We start from the raw sequence: 20,763 nt of genomic DNA, 5'->3' as shown, positions 1-20,763 counted from the left end.
TACCTTTTTCTGTCATCGCATCGCCGTGGCGTCTCTCGTTGATCAGCGTTCGCGAAAAAGTTCGCTGATCGATTGGTCGTGGTGAATCCGCTTGATCGCCTCGGCCAACAACGGTGCGACCGAAAGTTGGACCAGGTTGGGCAGCAACTTCTCACCTGTCACGGGAATCGTGTCGGTCACGGTGATGGAATCAATCGGAGCATCGCGAAGTCGTTCGATGGCAGGGCCACACAGAACACCGTGAGTGCAAGCGATGTGGATCTCTTTCGCACCGGCTTCGTGAACCAAGCGAGCTGCGCCGCAGATGGATCCAGCGGTGCTGATCATGTCATCGAACATCAACGCGATCTTGCCCTCGACGGGACCGCCAATGATCGTGTTCTGGCGGACTTCCAGAGCGTTGGTGCGGCGTTTGTCGACGATGGCCAAGCTGCCACCGAGCCGTTTGGTGTGACCCAGTGCGCGTTTGATGCTGCCTTCATCGGGACTGACGACCACCACTTCATCACCAGAAAATCGTCGGCTGACAAAGTGGTCGTTGATCACCGGAGCGGCGTACAAGTGATCGACAGGGACGTCGAAGAATCCTTGGATTTGGGCGGCGTGAAGGTCCATGGTGAGGACCCGGTCCGCACCCGCCCGCGTGATCAGATTCGCGACCAATTTCGCGGTGATCGGCACACGACCCTCATCTTTGCGATCCTGACGCGCGTACCCAAAGTAGGGAATGACCGCGGTGATGCGTTCGGCGCTGGCTCGTTTGCAGCAATCGATCATCGTCAACAACTCGATCAAGTTGTCGTTGACCGGCGGGCAAGTCGGTTGCACCAAGAACACGTCGCGACCACGAACGTCTTCATCGAGTTTGCAGTAGTTCTCGCCGTCTGGGAATTGTCCCAGCGTGATGCGAGCTGGCTTCAGATGCAGGTGACGACAAAGCTTTTCAGCAAGATCATGGTTTGCTCGGCCACTGAAGATTTTCAGTTCACGCATAACCCATCGCTCGCATTGTTTGGTCGACCAATTGAAGTTCCTCAGGGTTGTTGATGGAAAGCGATTCGCAATCCTGCAGAACGGGCAAGGCTTCGACGGGACGTCCAGCTTCGTGAAGCAGACGAGCACAATCCGTCAGGTAGTATTCGCCTTGAGCGTTGTCGTTGCTGAGTTTGGAAAGCGAATCCAGCAAATCGGCGTTGTTGAACAGGTACGTGCTCATGTTCACTTCACAGATGGCACGTTGCTCATCGGTGGCATCTTTGTGTTCCACGATGCCGGTGAATTGTCCGCTGTCGTCTCGCACGATGCGGCCGAGCCCCGTCGGGTCGTCTTTGGTCAGTGTGCCAAGCAGCAACGCGGGACGCGTGGCTTGGAAGTGCTCAATCAATTTGATCAAACTGGACGGTTGGATCAGCGGCGAGTCACCGGCGATGACCAGTGTCAGGCCATCGTGATCAGCCAATTGATCGAGGCACATTTGAACGGCGTGTCCCGTGCCGAGTTGTTCAGTTTGCTCCGCGAAGGACAATGTCTCGTCGTTGCGAGTCCCCAGTTCCTTGCGGACGAGGTCGGCTTCATAGCCCACCACGGCGATCTTCTTTTGGATGCCAGCCTTGTCAGCGGCGTCCAAAACGAAGTGGATCATGGGGCGATCGACGACCGGGCAAAGCACTTTGGGGAGTTCGCTGTTCATGCGAGTTCCCTTGCCAGCGGCCAGCACAACGAGGCACACGTTGGCGTTTGCAGTGGAGGGAGCGGAGGATTCTGTCTTCGTGGTCATCGGGGGTCCGAGAAAAGCCGTCGGCGACGATGGGGATGGCGAATGAAGAATGACGCGGGCCAACATCGTCCCTTGCCGGTACCTTTCGGGCAAGCCGGTACCTTGCCCGAACCGTCGGCGTGGGAGTTGCTCGTGCCACGATTTCGGGTGTTGGGACGAGCTGGCCGCGGTGGAGTGGCCCCCAGGGCGGAGGGCGTGCCGCTTTTTAAGTGCCGTGCTCGTAGCAGCTTGCGAGCCCCGCCCGCTGCAGAGGTCGTGCCGTTTTTCTTCACCCTCTCTTTGGGAGGGTCGGACCGCTTCGGGCCGGGAAGAGTTACGCGCTGGATCCAACGCTGAGCCCTCCCCTCGCTCGACCCTCCCAAGGGGAGGGTGATGACAAGCGCCTGGCAATAAAGCAGCTGAAAGCCGCACGACCTCTTTGTTTCGGGGGAGGTGCACCGTACGGAAACCCGCACCAAAAGGCTTCGCGACCTCTCGCGTGGGTGAACCGAGAGCCGCAAGTGGTGACAATCACAGCACTTGAAAACGGCACCCGCCCAACGATTCGGAATGCAGACGGAAGCGTCTCGGATGGAAATCGTTCGGGCTTGAAACAATTCGTCTGCAAAAGCCGGTTTTTTTGGCTGCGTTGACCTTGCCGGCGGTTTCACGCGATTGCTAGTGTGACCGAACAGGATTTTGCCCAGAACTTTTGCTCAGAATTCAATTGGGACTGCAGGCCCTGGGTCTTGGAAGCCGATATCAGACGTGTTCTCGAAACCTGCGCTTGCGAAGTCTCCACCGATTCTGACGGATTGATTCCTGGGACAAGGATTGCAACGCTGATAACCGAGTCGAGAGTTCCCTGATTGGCATGCGCTGTTGGCGTTTGTTCAAGACGGATCGGTTGTCACACCCACAATCCTTTTCAAATTTTTGTCGATCGATCGACATGCCAAATGGGCCACGAAGGTCCGGCATAGGATCCGGTTGTCAATTCCGCTTTCCTCCCGGGAGCACGCGTCAAGATGCAAATTTACGGTCCATTTCGACTTTCTACGAGCCAAGCCGCTTCATCGGTTTCCAAGCCAGCTGCCAATGCTGGTGCGAACCGCCTGAAGGCAGATGCCGCCACGCAGAGGACCACCGCCGCGCCAGTGGACCAACTCGACCTGTCCAGTGCCGCGACTTCCGTCAATCGATTGGATTCTGCCTCGCCGATTGCCGGTGGCGGTGAAATCCGGATTGATCGTGTGGCCGACATCCGTCGTCAAATCGCCGATGGAAGCTACGACACTCCGGAGAAGATGGACGCGGCACTCGACCGCTTCCTCGATGAACTGGCGTGACGCAAAGCGACGTCAGAGACCTTAATTCGCTCGATGCCCTTCGACAGGCTGTCGAGCGATTGGCGGACCGCATGTGTCAGTCCAGCCACTCCATTCACGCGATCCTGAATCGTGTCGACGAACATTTCTCGGTCAATCAGATCGCGTACTGGCGCGATCAAAATCGCCTGGCCGAACGGGAGCTGACCGCCGCGCAGGATCAGCTCAGCCGAAAACGTTCGACGGTGCGTTCCGGCGATCGAGTGCCGGCCACCGAAGAAGCCAAGAATGTGGCTCGCTGGAAAACCCGGCTGCGGTTCTGCCAAGACCAAGAACGTTTGGCTCGCCGCATCTCCATTGAGATGCAGCAGGTCTGCGAGAAAACTCGCGGGCCATCCGCCGCGCTCACCGAACTGGGTGAAGTCGCGTTGCCCACCGCCGCGAATCGATTGCTGGTGCTGATCGACCGCCTGCGTGCCTACCAAGACGGGCAGAATCCTGGGCCTCAATGAGCGGGACTCACAGGGTTCCTGGCCGTTTCTTCGGTGTCGATGCCAAGTCAAAGCAGCAGGAAGAGAGAGCCGCCCGGCCCGCTCTTACAGCGACTTCAGTACCTTGTCCGCGGCGGCGATCGTTTCGTCGATCATCGCTTCGGTGTGTTGCTGACTGAAGAACATCGCTTCGAATTGGCTGCATGGCATGTAGATGCCTTCTTGAATCAACCCCCAGAAGTAGCGTCCGAATGCCTCTCGATCGCAGCGATCCGCATCATCCCAGCAATGAACGGAATCCGGGTTGAAGAACAGAGTCAGCATCGCGCCGGCTTTGGCAACTGTGTGAGCGATGCCCGCGTCGCTGGCGGCGCGGTCCAGGCCATCGGCCAAACGGGTCGCCAATCGCTCCAGTTGCTCATAGGGAGGATTTTCTTTCAACAAACGCAGCGTTGCCGAGCCCGCGGCGACGGCGACCGGGTTGCCGCTGAGTGTTCCGGCTTGAAAGACTTTGCCCGCCGGAAGCACCTGGTTCATGATCTCGGCGCGGCCGCCGTAAGCTCCCAACGGCATCCCGCCGCCAACGATTTTGCCCAGCGTGGTCATGTCGGGCGTGACTCCAAACCGTTCTTGGGCTCCGCCGTAGGCCACTCGAAAACCGGTCATGACTTCATCGAAGATCAGGATGGATCCATGCTGCGTTGTCAGGTCGCGTGCGGCGTTCAAGAATTCCATCGTTGGCACAACACAGCCCATGTTTCCCACCACCGGTTCCAAGATCAAGGCAGCGATCTCGGCACCATGTTGTTCGAAAGCGTTCTGCAAACCGGGCACATCGTTGTAGGACAGAACGAGTGTGTCTTGGACGGCACCGGGGGTCACACCGGGAGAATCGGGGGCACCCAACGTTGCCGCAGCGCTTCCGGCCGCAACCAGCAATGCGTCGACGTGGCCGTGATAGTTGCCGGCGAACTTGATGACTTTCTTGCGTCCCGTTGCGCCTCGAGCCACACGGAGCGCGCTCATGGTGGCTTCCGTTCCGCTGTTGACCAAGCGGACCTTTTCGATGCTGGGAACCGCTTCGATGATCTGCTCAGCCAGTTGGGATTCGGCTTCGGTCGGCGCGCCGTAGCTGGTGCCCTTGGAGGCCGCCGCGGTGATTGCGCCGATGACCTCGGGATGCGCGTGCCCCAGGATCATGGGCCCCCACGAACCGATGTAGTCGAGGTAGCGATTGCCGTCGAGGTCGAACAGGTAGGGGCCTTCGGCTCGTTCAATGAACAAGGGCGTGCCACCGACGGCACCGAACGCTCGTGCGGGTGAATTGACTCCGCCGGGCATCAGCGCGGAGGCACGTTCAAAGGCAGCCACGCTCTTGGGGCCAGCGGTGGGACGAGCGGCAGATGAATTCGCAGGTGAGTTCATGATCGATGGGGGAGGTGAAACGAAGGGAGGGTGGCGGCTGGTGGTGGCAGCCTGGAATCAGGAGTCGTCGCGAACCGTACGAATCAAATGGTCTGCACCGTTCGCTCGAAGTCGATCGGCAACCAACGTGCCCAGTTGATGGGCTGCGGCGACCTCCAAATCGGCGTCGTCGGGAGTGACTGCAACGCGGGCCTGCTCTTGCAATCGTTCGTTCCCATCGGCTGACATCACGATCGCATTCAGGCAAAGCTCAGTGCCTTGATCGGAAGTGTCCAGATGAGCGTGGCAGGCAATCGGGGCCAGGCACCCGCCGTGGAGCTCGGAAAGGACTTTGCGTTCTGCAGTCGCAGCCAAGCGTGCCGCAGCGTCATTCAAACGGGAGACTGCCCGCAGTGCGTTGGGGTTGTCGCTTCGCACTTCGATCCCCAAGGCGCCTTGTCCGGGTGCAGGCAGCATTTCGTCGAGTGGGAACAATTGGTGAGGCAGGCGGGTCATTTCCAGACGCAGAATTCCAGCGTGGGCCAGCACGATCGCGTCGAATTCGCCCGCGTTGAGCTTGGCCAACCGAGTCTGCACGTTGCCGCGAATGGGCAGGACTTCCAGGTCGGGACGGAGTTGTTTCAGCTGGGCCAACCGTCGTGTGCTGCCCGTTCCGACTCGAGATCCTTGCGGCAAACAGGCCAGCGGTGAGCCGCTGCCTGACGCGCTGGAGGAGGCATTCCAGTGGGGGCTGTTGTCGGCAAAGACCAACGCGTCCAAGACGGATTCTCGGGGGGGAACCGCTGCCAATGCGAAGCGATTGTCCGGTTCCGTGGGCAAATCTTTGAGCGAGTGGACCGCCACATCGGCTTCGTCGTCGACGAGGGCCTGTTGGATACGTTTGGTGAACAGACCGACCTGACGAGTGCCGTCGATCGGACGCATGTCGGTGTCGCCTTTGCTGACCAAAGGCACGATGACGGTCTGAAATCCTCGGTTTTTGAGGGATTCAGCGACATGTTCGGCCTGCCACATGGCCAGGGGGCTTTCTCGGGTGGCGATTCGCAGACGGGGGGCGTCGGAGGAGGAAGTCGGGGCCACAGGTGCGGTTTATTCGTTGGGAAGGGTGGACGGAGGGACCGAAAATGCGAAAATCATGGCGGATAATCTTCCGCTGCGTCGTTACGCTATTAAACAAGAGTGTAGGCCGAGGGCGCCAGTTCCGGAACCGAGTGCGACTCGGTCAGGAAGGGACTTCGGTTGCGTTCTCGCACCTTCTCCATCTCCCATCCTCCGTCTGCCCTTGTCCAATTCTTCTGACGAACCTGAACTGTTCGGCGATGCCGCCGGCCGGGACACGCGACGTCACACCGAAAACTCCAAGGAGTCCGGTGGGGACGATGCCAGTTCGTGGGCGGAACTGATGGACGCATCCGCGGCCGAATCGATGGGTGAATTGACTCGGGACCAAACGCATTCCGAGGTTGGATTTGAAGTCGAAGCGTTCCATCGGTCCATCCCCGAGATTGTGGGGGTCTACAAAGTCGGACGCCCAATCGGCCGAGGTGGGATGGGCGAAGTGTTCCTGGCCGAGCATCGGTCGATGGGGCGCGTTGTCGCACTCAAAATCTTGCCGACTCGTTGGCTCGATCGCGTGGAATCCGTCAATCGGTTCTACGAAGAGGTTCGCGCGGCTTCCCGGTTGATGCACCCGAACATCGTCACCGCCTTTGATGCGGGAGAAGCCGACGGCATTCACTACCTGGCGATGGAGTACGTCGATGGGCGAACGCTGTCGCAATGGGTCAACGATCAAGGCCCAATGTCGATCGGTGATGCCGCATCCGCCATCCGCCAAGCGGCTTTCGCGCTGCATCACGCTCATGCGGCCGGCATCGTGCACCGTGACGTCAAACCTGGCAACTTGATGCGAGCCCACGATGGAACGATCAAGTTATTGGATCTCGGATTGGCTCGTTTTTCGGCGGATTGGTATCCCTCGCCTCGAGACATCAAGCCACGGGAATTGGATCTTCCGGAGGATCACAACCCTCTCAGTTCTGCAACCACGGAAGCGAAGAACCGACCTCTGCTGGGGACGTTGTCGTTCATCTCACCGGAACAACTCGAGGACGCCAACTCGGCCGATTCGCGCAGCGACCAGTATTCGCTGGGGGCGACGCTGTTCTATCTGTTGATGGGACATCCACCGTTCACGGGCGATTTGGTCGAACAGGTGTACGGTCATCGCCATGGTGAAGTGCCGGATCTGATGACGCTTCGCAACGACGTGGATCTGAAACTGGCGGACATCGTGCGTCGGATGCTGGCCAAAGATCCGGCGGAGCGGTACGGCTCAATGGACGAAGTCGCGCGCGCGATGTCGCCTTACGACAACGACCGTTCGACCCCCGCCTGGGTGTTGGATTTTGCGAGACGCGAAACCGGCGAAGATCACACGACGGTGGGAGGGGAATCCACACGCCGCGGTTTGCTCAGTGTCATCGGCATTGAGCTCGGGATGACCCACGCTGCCACTGCGATCACTCAGTCCGATGGATCCATGTTGTCGGGATGGCCGGGGATGTCATCGCAAGGCCCCCGTCCGCTGTGCCGAATCGCGGTCGCTGAAAAGACGGACCGGGACACCGGGCTGTCGACAATTCTGTTTGGTGACAGTGCCTACGAACGTCGTGAGCGGCATCCGCAGCGGGTGGCTCATTGCCAGATGATGTACTTTGGCCGCGATGACATGATGCGGCGGATCGGTGGGCGGATGTGCCCTCCCGAGGTCACGATGGGATTGTGCATGCGGCATTTGCTTGGCAACACATTGAGCCAACTGGACTCACCCGGTTCACCTGATGGCGATTCGTCGTCGCCGATGGCGTTGGGAACGAGTTGGAAACGGCATGCACGCTGGCCCGATGCCGTCGCGATCACGGTCCCTTCGAGTTATGACCAATTGCATCGCCGCGCGATTTATCAAGCCGCGCAATTGGCGGGCTTGCCAGCGGTGCGTTTGATCGAACGCAGCATCGCGGTGACACGCTTCGCGATGACAACTCCATCTCGCAGCAGTCATGCGGAAGAACCGTTGCCGCCAATCGATTCGCAGTCGTCGGCGCCGATCCTGTATGTCGGCCTGACAGGGCAATCGTTGGACGTATCGGTTCTGCAAGTCTACGGCGGCCAGATCCGACAGATCGCGACCTCGGGACATTGGTGCCACGGCACGATGGCATGGTCCCGGCGATTGGTGGAAATGATTTCGTCTCGGTTGCCATGCGATCCCCAACGCGTTCAAGGGCTGCCAGCCAACCGACAGGAATTGATTCACGTCACACGCATCCAGATGGCGGGTGAGCGTGCGATGAACCAGTTGTTGTTGATGCCCGAAACACGGGTGGAGATCGCTCACCAAAACCACGTTGACACGGTGGAACTGACTCGTGAGGAGTGGTTGACCCAGTGCGAAGATTTGATGTTGTCGATTGAAGAAAGCATTCAGTTGGTTTGCCAGCGCGCCGGTGTGCTGCCGTCTGACCTGAGGCATTGTTTGGCAATGGGGCCCTTGTTGCGTTTGCCGGCAATTCGCGATCGTGTGCTGACGAAAGGGGCTCCCAATGCGGCGATCGCTTTTTACGATCAAGTCGATGCGGCTCACGGCGCGGCAGCCTGTGTGGCGTCCGAGTTGCCAGGCCAGTTGTGTTCGGAACCGCCTGCCAAAGGTGTGGCGGGTCATTCCATTGGATTCGTTGTCGCTGATCGTGACGGCAAGCGGCGAATTTTGCCGATCATTCCAAGAGGAACGCCCACGCCAGCTCGCACCAATCGTCAGCTCAACGGTACCGCACGCGACAACCAGATGACTTTGTCTTTGGTGGAGTCTTCCGGCAAGATTGGCGAGAATTGGCAGACTCTTGGTCGGCATACGATCGAGGTGGCGCCCGACGAAGTGAACCCCAGGCGACGACTCGGGTTCGAGCTGGACATCAACGGTTTGCTGTCGGTTCACCTGGAGCGTCCCGACCTGGGCCGAACCGTGATGCTGCCCTCGTTGCCAGCGTCCAGCATGGACGAATTTCAGTGGCAAGATTGGCGAGAATGGATTGAAGCGACCCTCTGACCTTTTCGAGAGGTGAATGCTGCCGATGAGATCACGTGTCAGTCCTGCGACACAGCTTCGCGTTTTGACGCTAGTTCGACTGTTGATTTAGTCGGTTCTCATCCACTCTCATTCCAAGCTGTGGCACGGCACTCGTGGTCTGTCAGGACTTGTTTTTAGGGTAGTGGACGAGGCCACGAGTCCTGAACTGGCGTCAAATCCAAGGACTCGTGGCCTCGTCCACTACGATCAACCCTCACTTTTAGCTGTGACAGACCACTAGGTTTTCGGCACCAACCGATTGAGCAGGTCACGGTTTTCCTGGCGGATCGCTTCGCATTGCCTTCGCAATTCACGAGGTGTTTCGGTTCCCGTCAGGATCGCCAATTGTTTGAGTTCTAGCGGAGGTTCTTCATCTTCGAAGCCGATCGGCAGCTCATGTCGGGCCACTGTGTTGAGCAATCTGAGTTTGCCTTCGATGCTTCGTAACAGACGGCCGTTGCGAGCCAAGGTTTGAACATCGTCTTCGGCATAACACTTCCGGCGAGAGAGTTCTTCCAGGCACTGAACGGTGTTGGCGTGGAGCGGAAAGTCACTGTCATGGGCCTCTCGGAGGACGCCTGCGGCAGCAATCAATTCGATATCCACCAGCCCTCCGGCGCCGCGTTTGAGGTTGTTGGGGCCTGCGGTGGATTCGTTGTTTTCACGCCAGTCACGAAGTTCCCGGTTCATGCTGTCACGCCAACTGACGCTGCGAATCACCCTTTGAAGCATCTGGTCAATCGATTCGCGTGCTTCGCGGGAACCCGAGATAGGTCGAGCTTTGCAGAGCGTGACCGATTGCCAAAGCGAAGCGGTCCGCAGGCGAAACGGTTTGAGAAATTGGTCCCGTGACATTGCCAAGACCGACTCGTCGGCGCCGCCGGCGAAGGGCAAGTCCAGTTCGTACAAGCGGCCTTCGTTGGATTGGTCCATCCGCCGAAGAATGTTGCCCGCCAACTGATTGAAGAATTGACGATTGGAAAGTGTCGATTTTGGACCGCCAACGCGACGTTGGGTTTCGCCCTCCGCGGTGTACACGAACGTGAGATCCAAGTCGCTGTGGTAGTTCATTTCGCCGCCGGCAAAACGTCCCAGAGCGACAGCGACCAACTCGGATTGTTCCCCGTTTTGATCGAGGGGGTCTCCGTACCGTTGGGCAAGCCGCTCGTGTTCCTGGTCGATGACGCGACGCAAGCAGGCTTCCGCCGTATCGGTCAACGACTGGCTGATCGAATCGATGGATTCCTTCCCCAGCAGATCACGGACGCCGATCATCAAATGAGCACTGGCTTTGACATTTCGTAGCACGTCGACGATCTCGTCCACGCCATCGCACAACCGGATGGTTTGCGCATCCAAGCGTTCGGTCGTGGGCAGACGATCCATCACCAAGGAATCGATCAATTCGTCAATCATGCCGGGATGATCGATCAGGATGTTCGTCAGGTAAGGAGCCAAGGAGCACATCGAGACCGTGAGGCGAAGCGTCGCATCGTTGGTCCGCAACAATTCCCACAGGGTGGCTTTGGCGCCAATCGAATCCGTCATCGCGACCAGCCGAGCCAGCGTGGAATCTGGATCGGGAGAAGCCGCGATTTCTTGCAACACGCGAGGAGCCACCGCAGCAAAGAAGTGGCGGCATCGCCGAGGAGAAAGGAACGAAACCGTTTCTTGGCTGAGCGCAAGCACATTGGAGATCGCTTGCGGGACGTGGTTGAATCGATACTGAGCGACGGTTTGGTGGAACACATCCATGTCTGGATCCGGGTCCAGGATCAGTTCGGTGATCACCGCCAGATCATGCAGCGAACTGGGTTCACTGTCGTCGCCAGAACCTGAGTTTCCGTCGGGGACTGGAATTTCGCTTGGGGGCACTTCGTCAACCATCAAGTGGTTGATGATCTTTCGATTGACGTCGAACGTTTCTTGCAACATCTCTTCAAAACGTGCCGCGTCCCCCTTGAGATGAATGGCAGCGGCATCGGCCGGCTCGGTGCGAACTCCCAGTCGCCAAGCGAGCCGAGCGCGAACATCTGCCTCGTCGGGCAAGTGTGAGATTCGGTGATCAAACAGCACTGCCAAGAGGTGTTCCAAGCGACACAGTTTCGCGTGGTTGGTCGACAGGATGGTGGCCTCTTGGGAGGTCAGGCACCCATGTCGCGACAGTTCTGTGATGGCGGGGAGCGTTCCAGTGACTCGAACATCAGGCAAGTCGCCTCCGTGAAGCAATTGCAAGAACTGGATGGTCAGTTCAATGTCGCGACGACCGCCGGGGACATCCGCGATCGGGGTGGCGTCGGTGGAGGTGGTCGCGAGGGCTCGTTTTTCCAGTTTCCGCCTCAGCACCCGGATGTCAGCGATCTCGCTGCGAGTCAGCAAGTGGTGATACACCCAGGGTTCGATTCGTTTCAGGAACGACTGGGACAATGCTTCGTCGCCCGCTGCGTGGCGTGCCTTGACGAATGCCAGGCGTTGCCACGTGCGTCCATTCCGTTCGTAATGCGTGGCGGCTTCGTTGATGCCGAAGAAGTCGATGTCGGCTCCTGAGCTGCTGGTCGGCTGACGACCCAACGACGATTGTGGGCGTGTGGACTGAACTCCCAAACGCTGGGTGTCGGACAACATCAATTCGTTCTGAGTGGGTTGATGGTCGAATCGCAACGAGAACGGGATGACCTGGCTGCCGTTGGATTGCAACAGTTCGACCAGGCTGCGAGCCACCTGTTGATGGAAGTCGATGTGGCTGGCGTTCTTGCGGTCGATCTGGTCGCACAGCAGCAACAAATCCAGTTGCGATTCGTAGCCAATTTCTTGCCCGCCGTAGTTGCCCAAGGCGATGATCGAGAATCTCGGTTGGCTTCCGTCGATGCGCTGCGGGGTTGGTCGTTTGGCCGACAAGGACGTGATTGCGAACGCCAATGCAGCCTCCATGATCGCGTCGGTGACGAAGCTGATTTGAGATTGAACCTTGTCCGGTGGCAGACCACGAACAAACTCGCCGTAGGCAATTCGAAGGATTTCACGGCTCGCAAATCGCCGGATCGCGAACGAAGCGCGGCGGTTGGACTGAATCGTTTCCATTTCGCCGGACAATTCGTCGATCAGCACCGATCGCTGCGCCGGGGAACCGTCGCTGGCTCGAATCAGGTCGAAGCTTTCCGGGTCGTTGATCAGCAATTTTGCAATCGCTGGGCTGGTGCTGAGTACCTGCAGCAACGCAGGCAGCATCATCGGATCGCGTTCGAACAGCGCCAGCAGAGCCATCGGGCTGCGCGAGACGCCGATAAACTGGCTCAGGCGATCGATGGATTCGTCGGGGTCATCCGTCAGGTGCAGGTGTTCAACCAGCCCCGACCAAAGCAGTTGCAGCAGATCCTCGGAGACGCCGCTGCCTGCGATCGCAGAAAGCGATTGGTGGACACGCGACGGATCGGCGACATGTTCGGGGCTCAGCGGCGCATAGTCGGCCCAGTCACTCATCCAATCCATCCAGTCGCATTCGAGGAACCTCCACGGAACTTCGCGTCGTTGAGCTGCGTCTTATTGATTGGACCGCTTTCGCGACCACGCATTTTTTCGCAACGCCACAAGGGAGTTTAGACGGTGGGTGGGAATCGTTGTAGCGGACGGTGGGGCACCTGATTCACCAAATCAGCTCGGCAGGGCGGAGGCGTCTGGTCGGGGGGGATTGCCCCCGCGGGCCGGATTCCGAGATCCATCTGTTGAGCCAAAATGATGACAACGAAATTCAAATCTTGCGTGACATCACTCAGACGTGACCTACGTTTTGATATGCGAGGCGGGGGAACGTCGTGCATCAAATAATCACGGTGTTGAGGTGTGTGGTGGTTGTTCACCGAGTGTTGCGGGAACGCAACGTCGGTGATGTCTGGAACCCACGCGCCACGTCGCAAACTCATTCATCCCGCAGGCGGTCAGTCCGCCTAACTCCTTCTGCGACAACGGTTTGCTATGATTTATGTGTTGCCCCAAGAGGCGACTGGCACCGCCGGTGCTTGGTCTCACTCACCCAATCGTGTTGATAATGTTTCGGGTGTCGAGGAGACCTTGATGGGAAAGAAGCTCAGCCGCCGTAGCTTGCAGGACGACGCCTTTGATGCCGAGGATTCGGTCAATCGCCGATCACGCACGATGGGGCAGGAGTTCTCGGATTCGATCTCCGAGGAAATCGAAGCCGGTGCGGCAGGCGACGAAGACGCGGTTTCTCGTCGCGACGAGTTTCCGACCGATCCCACCGAAGACCCGGTGCGTATGTACCTGATGCAAATGGGGCAGATCCCATTGTTGACGCGAGACCAGGAGGTTGCCGCGGCTCAGCAGATCGAAGCCACCCGGGAACGTTACCGTCATTGCATGATGGCAACGGACTTCATGTTGCAAGCCGCACTGAAGTTGCTGCAACAGGTCCGTGACAAGCAATTGCGTCTGGATCGCACCATCGAAGTCAGCGTGACCAACGCGGCCGAGAAAAAAGCGATCATGAAACGGATCGTTCCCAACACTCGCACATTGGACTACTTGCTGCATCAAAACCGCGGCGACTACATGGTCGCGATCAATTCGTCGCTGCCAATGCGTCGTCGTCGTGCGGCTTGGCGGAACCTCGTCATTCGCCGAAACAAGGCGGTGCGGTTGGTCGAGGAGATGAATCTGCGAACCAACAAGCTGCAGCCCATCTTTGAAAAGCTCCGACGCAGTTGCGAACGCATGCAAGAGATCAGGGCCATCTTGGCGGACGATCATCGATCAACCATGCCTGGCATGCCGTCGGGCGATGAGTTGCGATCCGAACTCCGCAGCCTGATGCGGTTGACCTACGAAACACCTCGCACGCTTTCTCGTCGTGTCGAACGATGCGACACCTATCGCGATGACTACGACGCCGCCAAACGAGTTCTGTCAGCGGGCAACTTGCGGTTGGTGGTTTCGATCGCGAAAAAGTATCGCAACCGAGGGTTGTCGTTCCTGGATCTGATCCAAGAAGGCAACACGGGTTTGATGCGAGCCGTCGACAAATTCGAGCACGCTCGAGGGTACAAATTCAGCACCTACGCAACATGGTGGATTCGTCAGGCCATCACGCGAGCGATCGCGGATCAAAGCCGCACGATCCGTGTGCCCGTGCACATGATCGACACGATGAACAAGATCCGCCAAATCACTCGTGATTTGGTCCAAGAACATGGCCGGGAACCCACCGCGGAAGAAGTCTCCAGTCGCAGTGGTTTGTCTCTCGATGACACTCGCGTGATTCTGAAAATGAGTCGCCAGCCATTGTCCTTGGATCAGCCGGTTGGCGATCACGACGACAGTGTCTTTGGTGAATTCCTGCAAGACCATCGCAATGACGATCCGTTGGTGGAAACCAACCGCGAAGCGTTGAAGCACCAGATCGATTTGGCGATGGAAACGCTGAACTACCGCGAGCGTGAGATCCTTCGATTGCGATACGGTTTGGCCGACGGTTACACCTACACGTTGGAAGAAGTGGGGCGAATCTTCCAGGTCACCCGCGAACGTGTTCGTCAAATCGAGAGCAAGGCTGTTCGTAAGTTGCAGCAACCTTACCGAGCCAAGTCACTGGTCAGCTTCCTCGACGGAGCGGAAGTGTCCTTGTTCGAAGGCAGTGAAGCGATCTGAGATCGCAGGTGCATGGATCGCTCGGTTTCGACCGAGCGAGCAACACTCGCTCGCTCAAAACAGCTTGATCGAGTCACCACAATGAGCGGTGGCTTGATAGGCCAACACGGAGTTGAGCAGTTCGATCGCCATGCGTGATTCCAATGTCACGCCGGCTCGAACGCCAACGCATGGATCGTGCCGACCCTTGGCCAACTCAAAATCGATTTCATCGAACTGCTTGTTGATGGAATCTTGCGGCAGGTTGATCGTCGAGGTGGGCTTGAAGCCGACTCGAGCAACCAGGGGATTGCCGGTCGTGATGCCACCAATCAATCCACCGTGCGTGTTGGATTGATAGCCCTTGCTGCGAATCGGATCGTTGTTTTCGCTGCCGGTCCGCGGAATCACATCGGCGCCTGATCCAATCTCGCAGGACTGCACCGCGTTGAGGCCACCGAGGGCTCCCATCAAGCGAACCTTCAGGCTTTGATAGAGCGGTTGACCCACCAGGGGCGGAACGCCAACGGCGACCACTTCGACCGCCGCACCCAGGGAATCGCCACGTTTGCGAGTTTCCTTGATCAGCTCACCGGCTTCGGTTGCGAAGTCTGAATCGATCGAAGCGATCTCAGCTTCGCCGAGCGTCTTCTCGATCTCGTCCACATTCTCAATCGTCAGAGAGTCCGCCAACCGACGACTGGCCTTCAGCGAACCGACTTGGCAAATCGAAGAGACAAACCGGGTCCCAAAGTATTCCCTTAGGATGAGGCGAGCCACGCTGCCGCCGATGACATCGGTGATGGTCGATCGGTAGCTCGAACGCCCGCCACCGCGAACGTCGACGAAGCCTTTGGATTGGTGGAATTTCACCAGATCCGTGTGGCCCGGTCGGACTTCCCCGGTAGGGCCACTGAACTGGGTGTAGTCGCCTGATTTTTTGCTGGTCGACAACACGATCGCCGCAATGGGTTCCCCGGTGGTGAAGCCGTCTTCGTAGCCTTCGGTGGCAAACGATTGGTTGTCCACCTCGACCGACAATTTCGATCCGGTCAGCAGCGCATCCATGTCATCCTGGTACAGCCCCGACAGAAAGACGACTTTGTCCTTTTCATTGCGGGGCGTGCCGTGTTTGTTGCCACCTGGCCGACGTCGGTCGAGGAACGGTTGCACATCGCGTCGACGAATGCGAACCCCAGGAGGGCACCCATGAATGATCGTGGTGACCGCAGGGCCGTGGCTCTCGCCTGCTCCTGCGACCGAGAAATGGGGACCGCCTAGGATTTCCATTGCAAACCGGCTCCGTTCAACCGGGCAGCCGTTTCGGCCATCAAGGCATCTTCGGCGGCTTCGTCTTCGGCGATGTAAGTCACGCTGAAACGAAGGAACGAACCGGCGTCGTCCCAGGGCACGGTGACGATGCCGTTTTCTTCAATCAGGAACCGCGTCGCATCTTCCGCAGCGGCAAAGGTTTCGCCGCTGGCTGTTCCGGACGGTGACTTCGTGTAGAGGAAGTAGGTGCCGCCTGGCATTTCGGCTTCGAAGCCACAGTCTCGAAGGACTTTGACCAGTTTTTCCATTCGCCGACGATACTTGGTGCGGATGCGTTCTGGAATGGAATCGTCATCGAGTGCCGCCGCGGCAGCTTTTTGCGTGGCGATGAATTGACCGCTGTCACTGTTGTCTTTGACGTCCGAGAACGCTTTGACAACCAATGGGTGACCGGCGACGAATCCCATTCGCCATCCGATCATGTCGTAGCCTTTGCTCATCGAGTGAACTTCGACACCAACGTCCAAGGCACCGGGGACTTCGAGGAAGCTGGACGGTTTGCCGTCAAAGGTCAGCATGATGTGAGCGGCGTCGTTGACGACCACGAACTCCTTTTCTTTCGCCAGCGCGATCACATCTTCGAAGAAGGACTTCGGTGCCGTGCCACCCGTGGGCGAGTTGGGGTAGTTGAGAATCATCAACTTGGTGCGACGGAACACATCGTCGGGGATCGCGTCCAAATCGGGCAAGAACTTGTTCTCGGCCAGCAATGGCAATCGGTAGACGTCGCCACCGTAGTAGCGTGTGTGAGTGCCCGCGACGGGATAGCCCGGCACGGTCATCATCGTGATGTCGCCTGGGTTGATGAAGCAGGCCGGCAACATTGCGTAAGCTGGTTTGCTGCCGATGCAGTGGTTGATCTGTGTTTCAGGATCCAGCTGAACGCCAAATTGACGCTGCATGAATCGAGCGGCGGCTGCCTTGTATTCCGCGACGCCATTGTCAGCGTAGCCACGATTTTCGACTTGGTTGATTTCACGGCCCATGACTTCGCGAATCGACGCGTCGGCCATGGAATCGTTTTCGCCGATTCCGAAGTCCAGCAATTGCCGCTCAGGGTGATCCGCCAAGGCTTTTCGTTTGGCGCGTTTGATCTTTTCAAACTTGTAAATCTCGGTGCTCTTGCCGTAGTTCGCTCCGCCAATTCGTTCGGCAAACAGCGATTGAATGTACGGGTCGGAGTTCGGAGCGGTTTCGGAAGCAGCGGCAGCGGAGGACATTTGCGACCCATCGAGATCGTTCGGGAAAAGAAATGAGCGAATCGGATGTTTTAGCCTCGAAGCACACGTTCGTCGAGGTCGTGAGTTGCCCCCAGTCGCCGTGGGAGGGTCCCCATGGATGCTCCGCGATTCGTTCCTTCCCCCCGGGAAATCAGGGGTTCGGCAATCGGCAGCGGGGCGATTGAGCGATACAATTGATGGCTGCTGAGCCCTCCGGAGAGATGGGGCCGAACCGTTGCCCGCCCTTTGTCCCGTGTTCTTTCATGTCCGAGCCGATTTTTTCCAGTCACGACGACACTCTGCCCTCGAATGATCCCCCTGCCAAAGCGGGCGGTGCACGTGACAGTTCGTCTCGCAGCGACCGTTCTCGCGAGCAAGCTCGACACGAAGCGGAAATGCGTGAGGCACGCGGCCACTATGAAGAACTGGCGGAACTCGCCGGGTCGCTGGCCCATGAGATCAAGAACCCGCTTTCCATCATCCACATGAACATCGATTTGCTCAGTGAAGATTTGATGGAGATCGATTCTCCGTCGAGTCGTCGCTGCCAGAATCGAGTCGACATGGTTCGGAACCAGTGCGAACGCATGGAAGGGCTGCTGCGAGATTTCTTGCGATTTGCCAGGTTGCGGCACATCGATTTGGTCCCCGGCAGCTTGAATGACCAGATCCAACAAGTCCTTGATGCCTACCAGGCTCAGGCGGATTCCCAAGACGTGGAGTTGCAGCGGTATCTCGATCCCGATCTACCATCGATTCGCCTGCACAGTGACGCGCTGCAATCGGCGCTCATGAATCTGGTGAAGAACGCGCTGGAAGCGATGCCCGATGGCGGACAGCTTTGGGCCCGCACCTACAGCACTCGTGGTGGGGTGAACCTGGACTTGATCGACACCGGATCCGGCGTCGACGACAACACGGTGCTGCACATGTTCGAACCGTTCTACAGCACCAAAGATGGTGGCTCCGGGTTGGGATTGCCGACCGCTCGAAAAATCATCGAGGCTCACGGGGCGCGGATCTCGGTTCAAAGTGAAACCGGCCGCGGGACCAAATTCAGTTTGCAATTTCCTGTGCCGGCGCGTTTGGGGTGACCTTCCCCAAAACCGGGCTCGTCAGCTGGCTTGGCTGACTCTGGCGGAGACTGGGGGAATACAATCATTTCGCGTTGGGTCAGTGGTCGACAGTGCGATGGGCCGTTCGTCGACTGAAACCGCCTCTTCTCAAGCGATTCCGTCTGCTCTAGCGAGATTCCCGATGCCGATTCGAGTTTTGATGTTCTGGTTCGTTGCGGTGCTGGGGATTTTTGCGACGACAGTTGGCATGGATCGAGCGGTGGCGGCAGAGCCGTCCGCCTCGCCGGCTCAGCCGTACGTGCTGCAGATGATTCGTGACGACTCGGTGCACGCAGAATTGCAGCTTTCCACCGATCAGATCCAGCAAGTGTACGACGCCATCGCGGAGGTTGATCCTCGCTGGTGGGTCAACCGGATCACTCCCCTCGAGCAGCAATCCGCTGAGATTCGAGAGTTGACGTCGACGCTGAAAAACCGACTGGCTGGGGTTTTGTCCGATGACCAAATGAAGCGTTTGGAGCAATTGGAAAAGCAGGCCGCTGGAACTCGATTTGTGGTGCATCCCGATGCGATCGCCGCTCTGGAATTGAGCGACAGCCAAGTTGAAACGCTCAAAGAAACGTTTGCCGCGACCGACGAGGAAGTCGCCAAGCTGCAGAAACAGGTCGCGGACAAAGAGTTGGAAGCCGCCGAAGCAGCCAGTGATGTCGCCGCGATCCAAGCTCGAGAGCGGCAGAGTTTGGTCGGCCAGTTGTCTCGGGATCAACAAGCCAAAATCGGATCATTGCTGGGCGCGACGTTCGACTTCTCAAAGGTGATGCGAACCTACCCACGAGCCCCCGAGTTTGTGCTCGACGGTGCAGAGTGGATTCAGGGCGAACCCGCCACGATGGAAGATCTGCGTGGCAAAGTCGTGGTGGTTTATTTCTACGCGTTTCAGTGCATCAACTGCCAACGAAACTTCCCGCACTACCACGCCTGGCATGACGACATGGCGGACCAAGGATTGGTGGTGATCGGAATCCAAAGGCCGGAAACATCGGCCGAGCGAAGTCGGGAACGGGTTTTGGCTGCGGTGGAAAAGGACGGGTTTGAATACCCGGTTTTGTTTGACGAAGAATCGGGCAACTGGAATGCTTGGGGAAATACCATGTGGCCGACGACCTACTTGATTGACAAGAAGGGGTTCATTCGTCGATGGTGGCAGGGCGAAATGAATTGGCAAGGCACCCCCGGTGAACAGCAAATGCGTCAGACCATCGAGCAACTGCTTGCAGAGTAAATCGAGCAACTGCTTGCGGAGTATGCTGCGAGATGCTGGGATGAGGGACGATGATTGTCGATGACGCTCGCATGCTGCCCACCAAACACTCCCTGACATAGAAGCTGAACTTCAGAATGGAACAGTCCTTTCTCGCCTACCTTCGCGGTCGAACTCGTCAATTGCCTCAGGTCGCCGTCGGAATCGGCGACGATGCGGCGGTGATTGACTGGCCGGAGGAATCCTCGTCTGCCCCGTCTTCCCTGCGTCAGGTTGCCTGCACCGATCAAATCCTTGATGGCGTGGATTTTCGTTCGGGGGATCAGTCGCTGGCCGACATCGGGTTCAAAGCGATGGCGATCAATCTCAGTGACATCGCCGCGATGGGGGCGACGCCTGCCTCCGCACTGGTGACATTGGCACTGCCTTCCGAAAACGCGACGGAAATCGCAGGTGAAGTCTACGAGGGCATTCTCGAAGCGGCGCAGAAGTACCAAGTCGCGATCGCGGGCGGCGATCTTTCCACGTACGACGGCCCGCTCTCGATCAGCATCACGGTGCTCGGGTGGGTCGAAAAACCGTGGTTGCGAACGGGAGCCGAAGAGGGCGACGCTCTGTTCGTCACCGGGTCTCTCGGTGGCAGCTTGTTGGGGCGGCATCTTCGCCCTGAACCGCGAGTCGAATTGGCGGCGCAGCTGAAAGATAAAGTCGACGTGCATGCGGCGATCGATGTCAGCGACGGTTTCAGCCTGGATCTCGACCGGATGCTGGCGGCCAGCCGAATGGGGGCGGAGTTGGAATTGGAATCGCTGCCCATTTCAGATGCGGCTCATCAGTTTTCCGAAACGAGTGGCCGCACGCCATTGGAACATGCCTGGAGTGACGGAGAAGATTTCGAGTTGATCTTCTGCGTCTCGCCCGAGCAAGCGTCGATTGTTGAATCGACCGATTGGGGTGTGCCCGTGACGCGAGTCGGCAAGGTGGTGGGCCGCACCGGATTGTGGAAACGCGTCGCAACCAGCAAGTTCGAGCGTGTCTTCCCGCAAGGCTTTGTGCATGCCGAAAAAGACATCGCGGCAGCCAAGTGATTCAGCGAGCTTGATCA

14 protein-coding genes are annotated in these 20,763 nt (G+C 58.2%); 7 read left to right on the top strand and 7 right to left on the bottom strand.

Features of this window, described 5'->3' with window-relative positions:
• Positions 1 to 42 precede the first annotated feature (42 nt).
• Both UH5x_RS10730 and UH5x_RS10725 read right to left on the bottom strand, forming a co-directional pair.
• Entirely contained in the window at positions 43 to 993 is a 951-nt protein-coding gene (locus UH5x_RS10730) for a ribose-phosphate diphosphokinase (RefSeq protein ID WP_047816770.1), read from the bottom strand.
• Positions 986 to 1,729 carry a sugar phosphate nucleotidyltransferase gene (locus UH5x_RS10725; RefSeq protein WP_047816804.1) on the bottom strand — a complete coding sequence of 248 codons (744 nt, stop codon included), beginning with the start codon at positions 1,727 to 1,729 and terminating at the stop codon, positions 986 to 988. Before UH5x_RS10725 ends, UH5x_RS10730 begins: the two co-directional genes overlap by 8 nt.
• Before the next feature lie 1,055 nt (positions 1,730 to 2,784).
• On the opposite strand from UH5x_RS10725, the gene UH5x_RS10720 reads away from it, so the two are divergent.
• Both UH5x_RS10720 and UH5x_RS10715 read left to right on the top strand, forming a co-directional pair.
• Positions 2,785 to 3,105, top strand: coding sequence for a flagellar biosynthesis anti-sigma factor FlgM (locus tag UH5x_RS10720; protein ID WP_047816772.1), 321 nt, complete (start codon positions 2,785 to 2,787; stop codon positions 3,103 to 3,105).
• The gene (locus UH5x_RS10715) at positions 3,102 to 3,596 is read left to right on the top strand and encodes a hypothetical protein (protein WP_482635653.1); all 495 of its coding nucleotides are present in this window, start codon (positions 3,102 to 3,104) and stop codon (positions 3,594 to 3,596) included. Before UH5x_RS10720 ends, UH5x_RS10715 begins: the two co-directional genes overlap by 4 nt.
• A gap of 84 nt (positions 3,597 to 3,680) precedes the next feature.
• Here UH5x_RS10715 and hemL read toward each other — a convergent pair whose 3' ends face one another.
• Together hemL and hemC are read right to left on the bottom strand one after the other, a co-directional pair.
• Positions 3,681 to 5,000 (bottom strand): glutamate-1-semialdehyde 2,1-aminomutase, encoded by a 1,320-nt coding sequence (hemL, locus tag UH5x_RS10710; RefSeq protein WP_482635652.1) that lies wholly within the window; start codon positions 4,998 to 5,000, stop codon positions 3,681 to 3,683.
• A gap of 57 nt (positions 5,001 to 5,057) precedes the next feature.
• Complete coding sequence (gene hemC, locus UH5x_RS10705) at positions 5,058 to 6,047, bottom strand: hydroxymethylbilane synthase (protein ID WP_261340234.1); 990 nt, start codon at positions 6,045 to 6,047, stop codon at positions 5,058 to 5,060.
• A 235-nt stretch (positions 6,048 to 6,282) separates the two neighbouring features.
• Here hemC and UH5x_RS10700 point away from each other — a divergent pair, with 235 nt between their 5' ends.
• On the top strand, positions 6,283 to 9,108 hold the full coding sequence (locus UH5x_RS10700) for a protein kinase domain-containing protein (protein WP_047816776.1): 2,826 nt from the start codon (positions 6,283 to 6,285) through the stop codon (positions 9,106 to 9,108).
• Between the two features lie 258 nt (positions 9,109 to 9,366).
• Here the strand turns inward: UH5x_RS10700 and UH5x_RS10695 are convergent, their stop codons facing one another.
• On the bottom strand, positions 9,367 to 12,609 hold the full coding sequence (locus UH5x_RS10695; RefSeq protein WP_482635651.1) for a [protein-PII] uridylyltransferase family protein: 3,243 nt from the start codon (positions 12,607 to 12,609) through the stop codon (positions 9,367 to 9,369).
• A gap of 492 nt (positions 12,610 to 13,101) precedes the next feature.
• Here UH5x_RS10695 and UH5x_RS10690 point away from each other — a divergent pair, with 492 nt between their 5' ends.
• Positions 13,102 to 14,790 (top strand): RNA polymerase sigma factor RpoD/SigA, encoded by a 1,689-nt coding sequence (locus UH5x_RS10690; protein WP_047816777.1) that lies wholly within the window; start codon positions 13,102 to 13,104, stop codon positions 14,788 to 14,790.
• 54 nt (positions 14,791 to 14,844) lie between these two features.
• Here UH5x_RS10690 and UH5x_RS10685 read toward each other — a convergent pair whose 3' ends face one another.
• Complete coding sequence (locus tag UH5x_RS10685; protein WP_047816778.1) at positions 14,845 to 16,059, bottom strand: chorismate synthase; 1,215 nt, start codon at positions 16,057 to 16,059, stop codon at positions 14,845 to 14,847.
• A complete protein-coding gene (locus tag UH5x_RS10680; RefSeq protein ID WP_047816779.1) occupies positions 16,047 to 17,321 on the bottom strand; it encodes an LL-diaminopimelate aminotransferase in 1,275 nt (424 codons plus the stop codon). Before UH5x_RS10680 ends, UH5x_RS10685 begins: the two co-directional genes overlap by 13 nt.
• 263 nt (positions 17,322 to 17,584) lie before the next feature.
• On the opposite strand from UH5x_RS10680, the gene UH5x_RS10675 reads away from it, so the two are divergent.
• The 3 genes from UH5x_RS10675 to thiL all read left to right on the top strand — a co-directional run bounded on the left by UH5x_RS10675 (position 17,585) and on the right by thiL (position 20,746).
• Positions 17,585 to 18,415: a sensor histidine kinase gene (locus tag UH5x_RS10675; RefSeq protein ID WP_047816780.1), complete on the top strand. Its 831-nt coding sequence runs from the start codon at positions 17,585 to 17,587 to the stop codon at positions 18,413 to 18,415.
• Between the two features lie 163 nt (positions 18,416 to 18,578).
• The gene (locus UH5x_RS10670) at positions 18,579 to 19,679 is read left to right on the top strand and encodes a redoxin domain-containing protein (RefSeq protein WP_482635650.1); all 1,101 of its coding nucleotides are present in this window, start codon (positions 18,579 to 18,581) and stop codon (positions 19,677 to 19,679) included.
• 116 nt (positions 19,680 to 19,795) lie between these two features.
• Entirely contained in the window at positions 19,796 to 20,746 is a 951-nt protein-coding gene (gene thiL / locus UH5x_RS10665) for a thiamine-phosphate kinase (RefSeq protein ID WP_482635649.1), read from the top strand.
• Positions 20,747 to 20,763: the final 17 nt, after the last annotated feature.

The organism is Rhodopirellula sp. UH5 (assembly GCF_056839225.1).
This window is presented reverse-complemented; position numbering and strand designations above follow the sequence as displayed.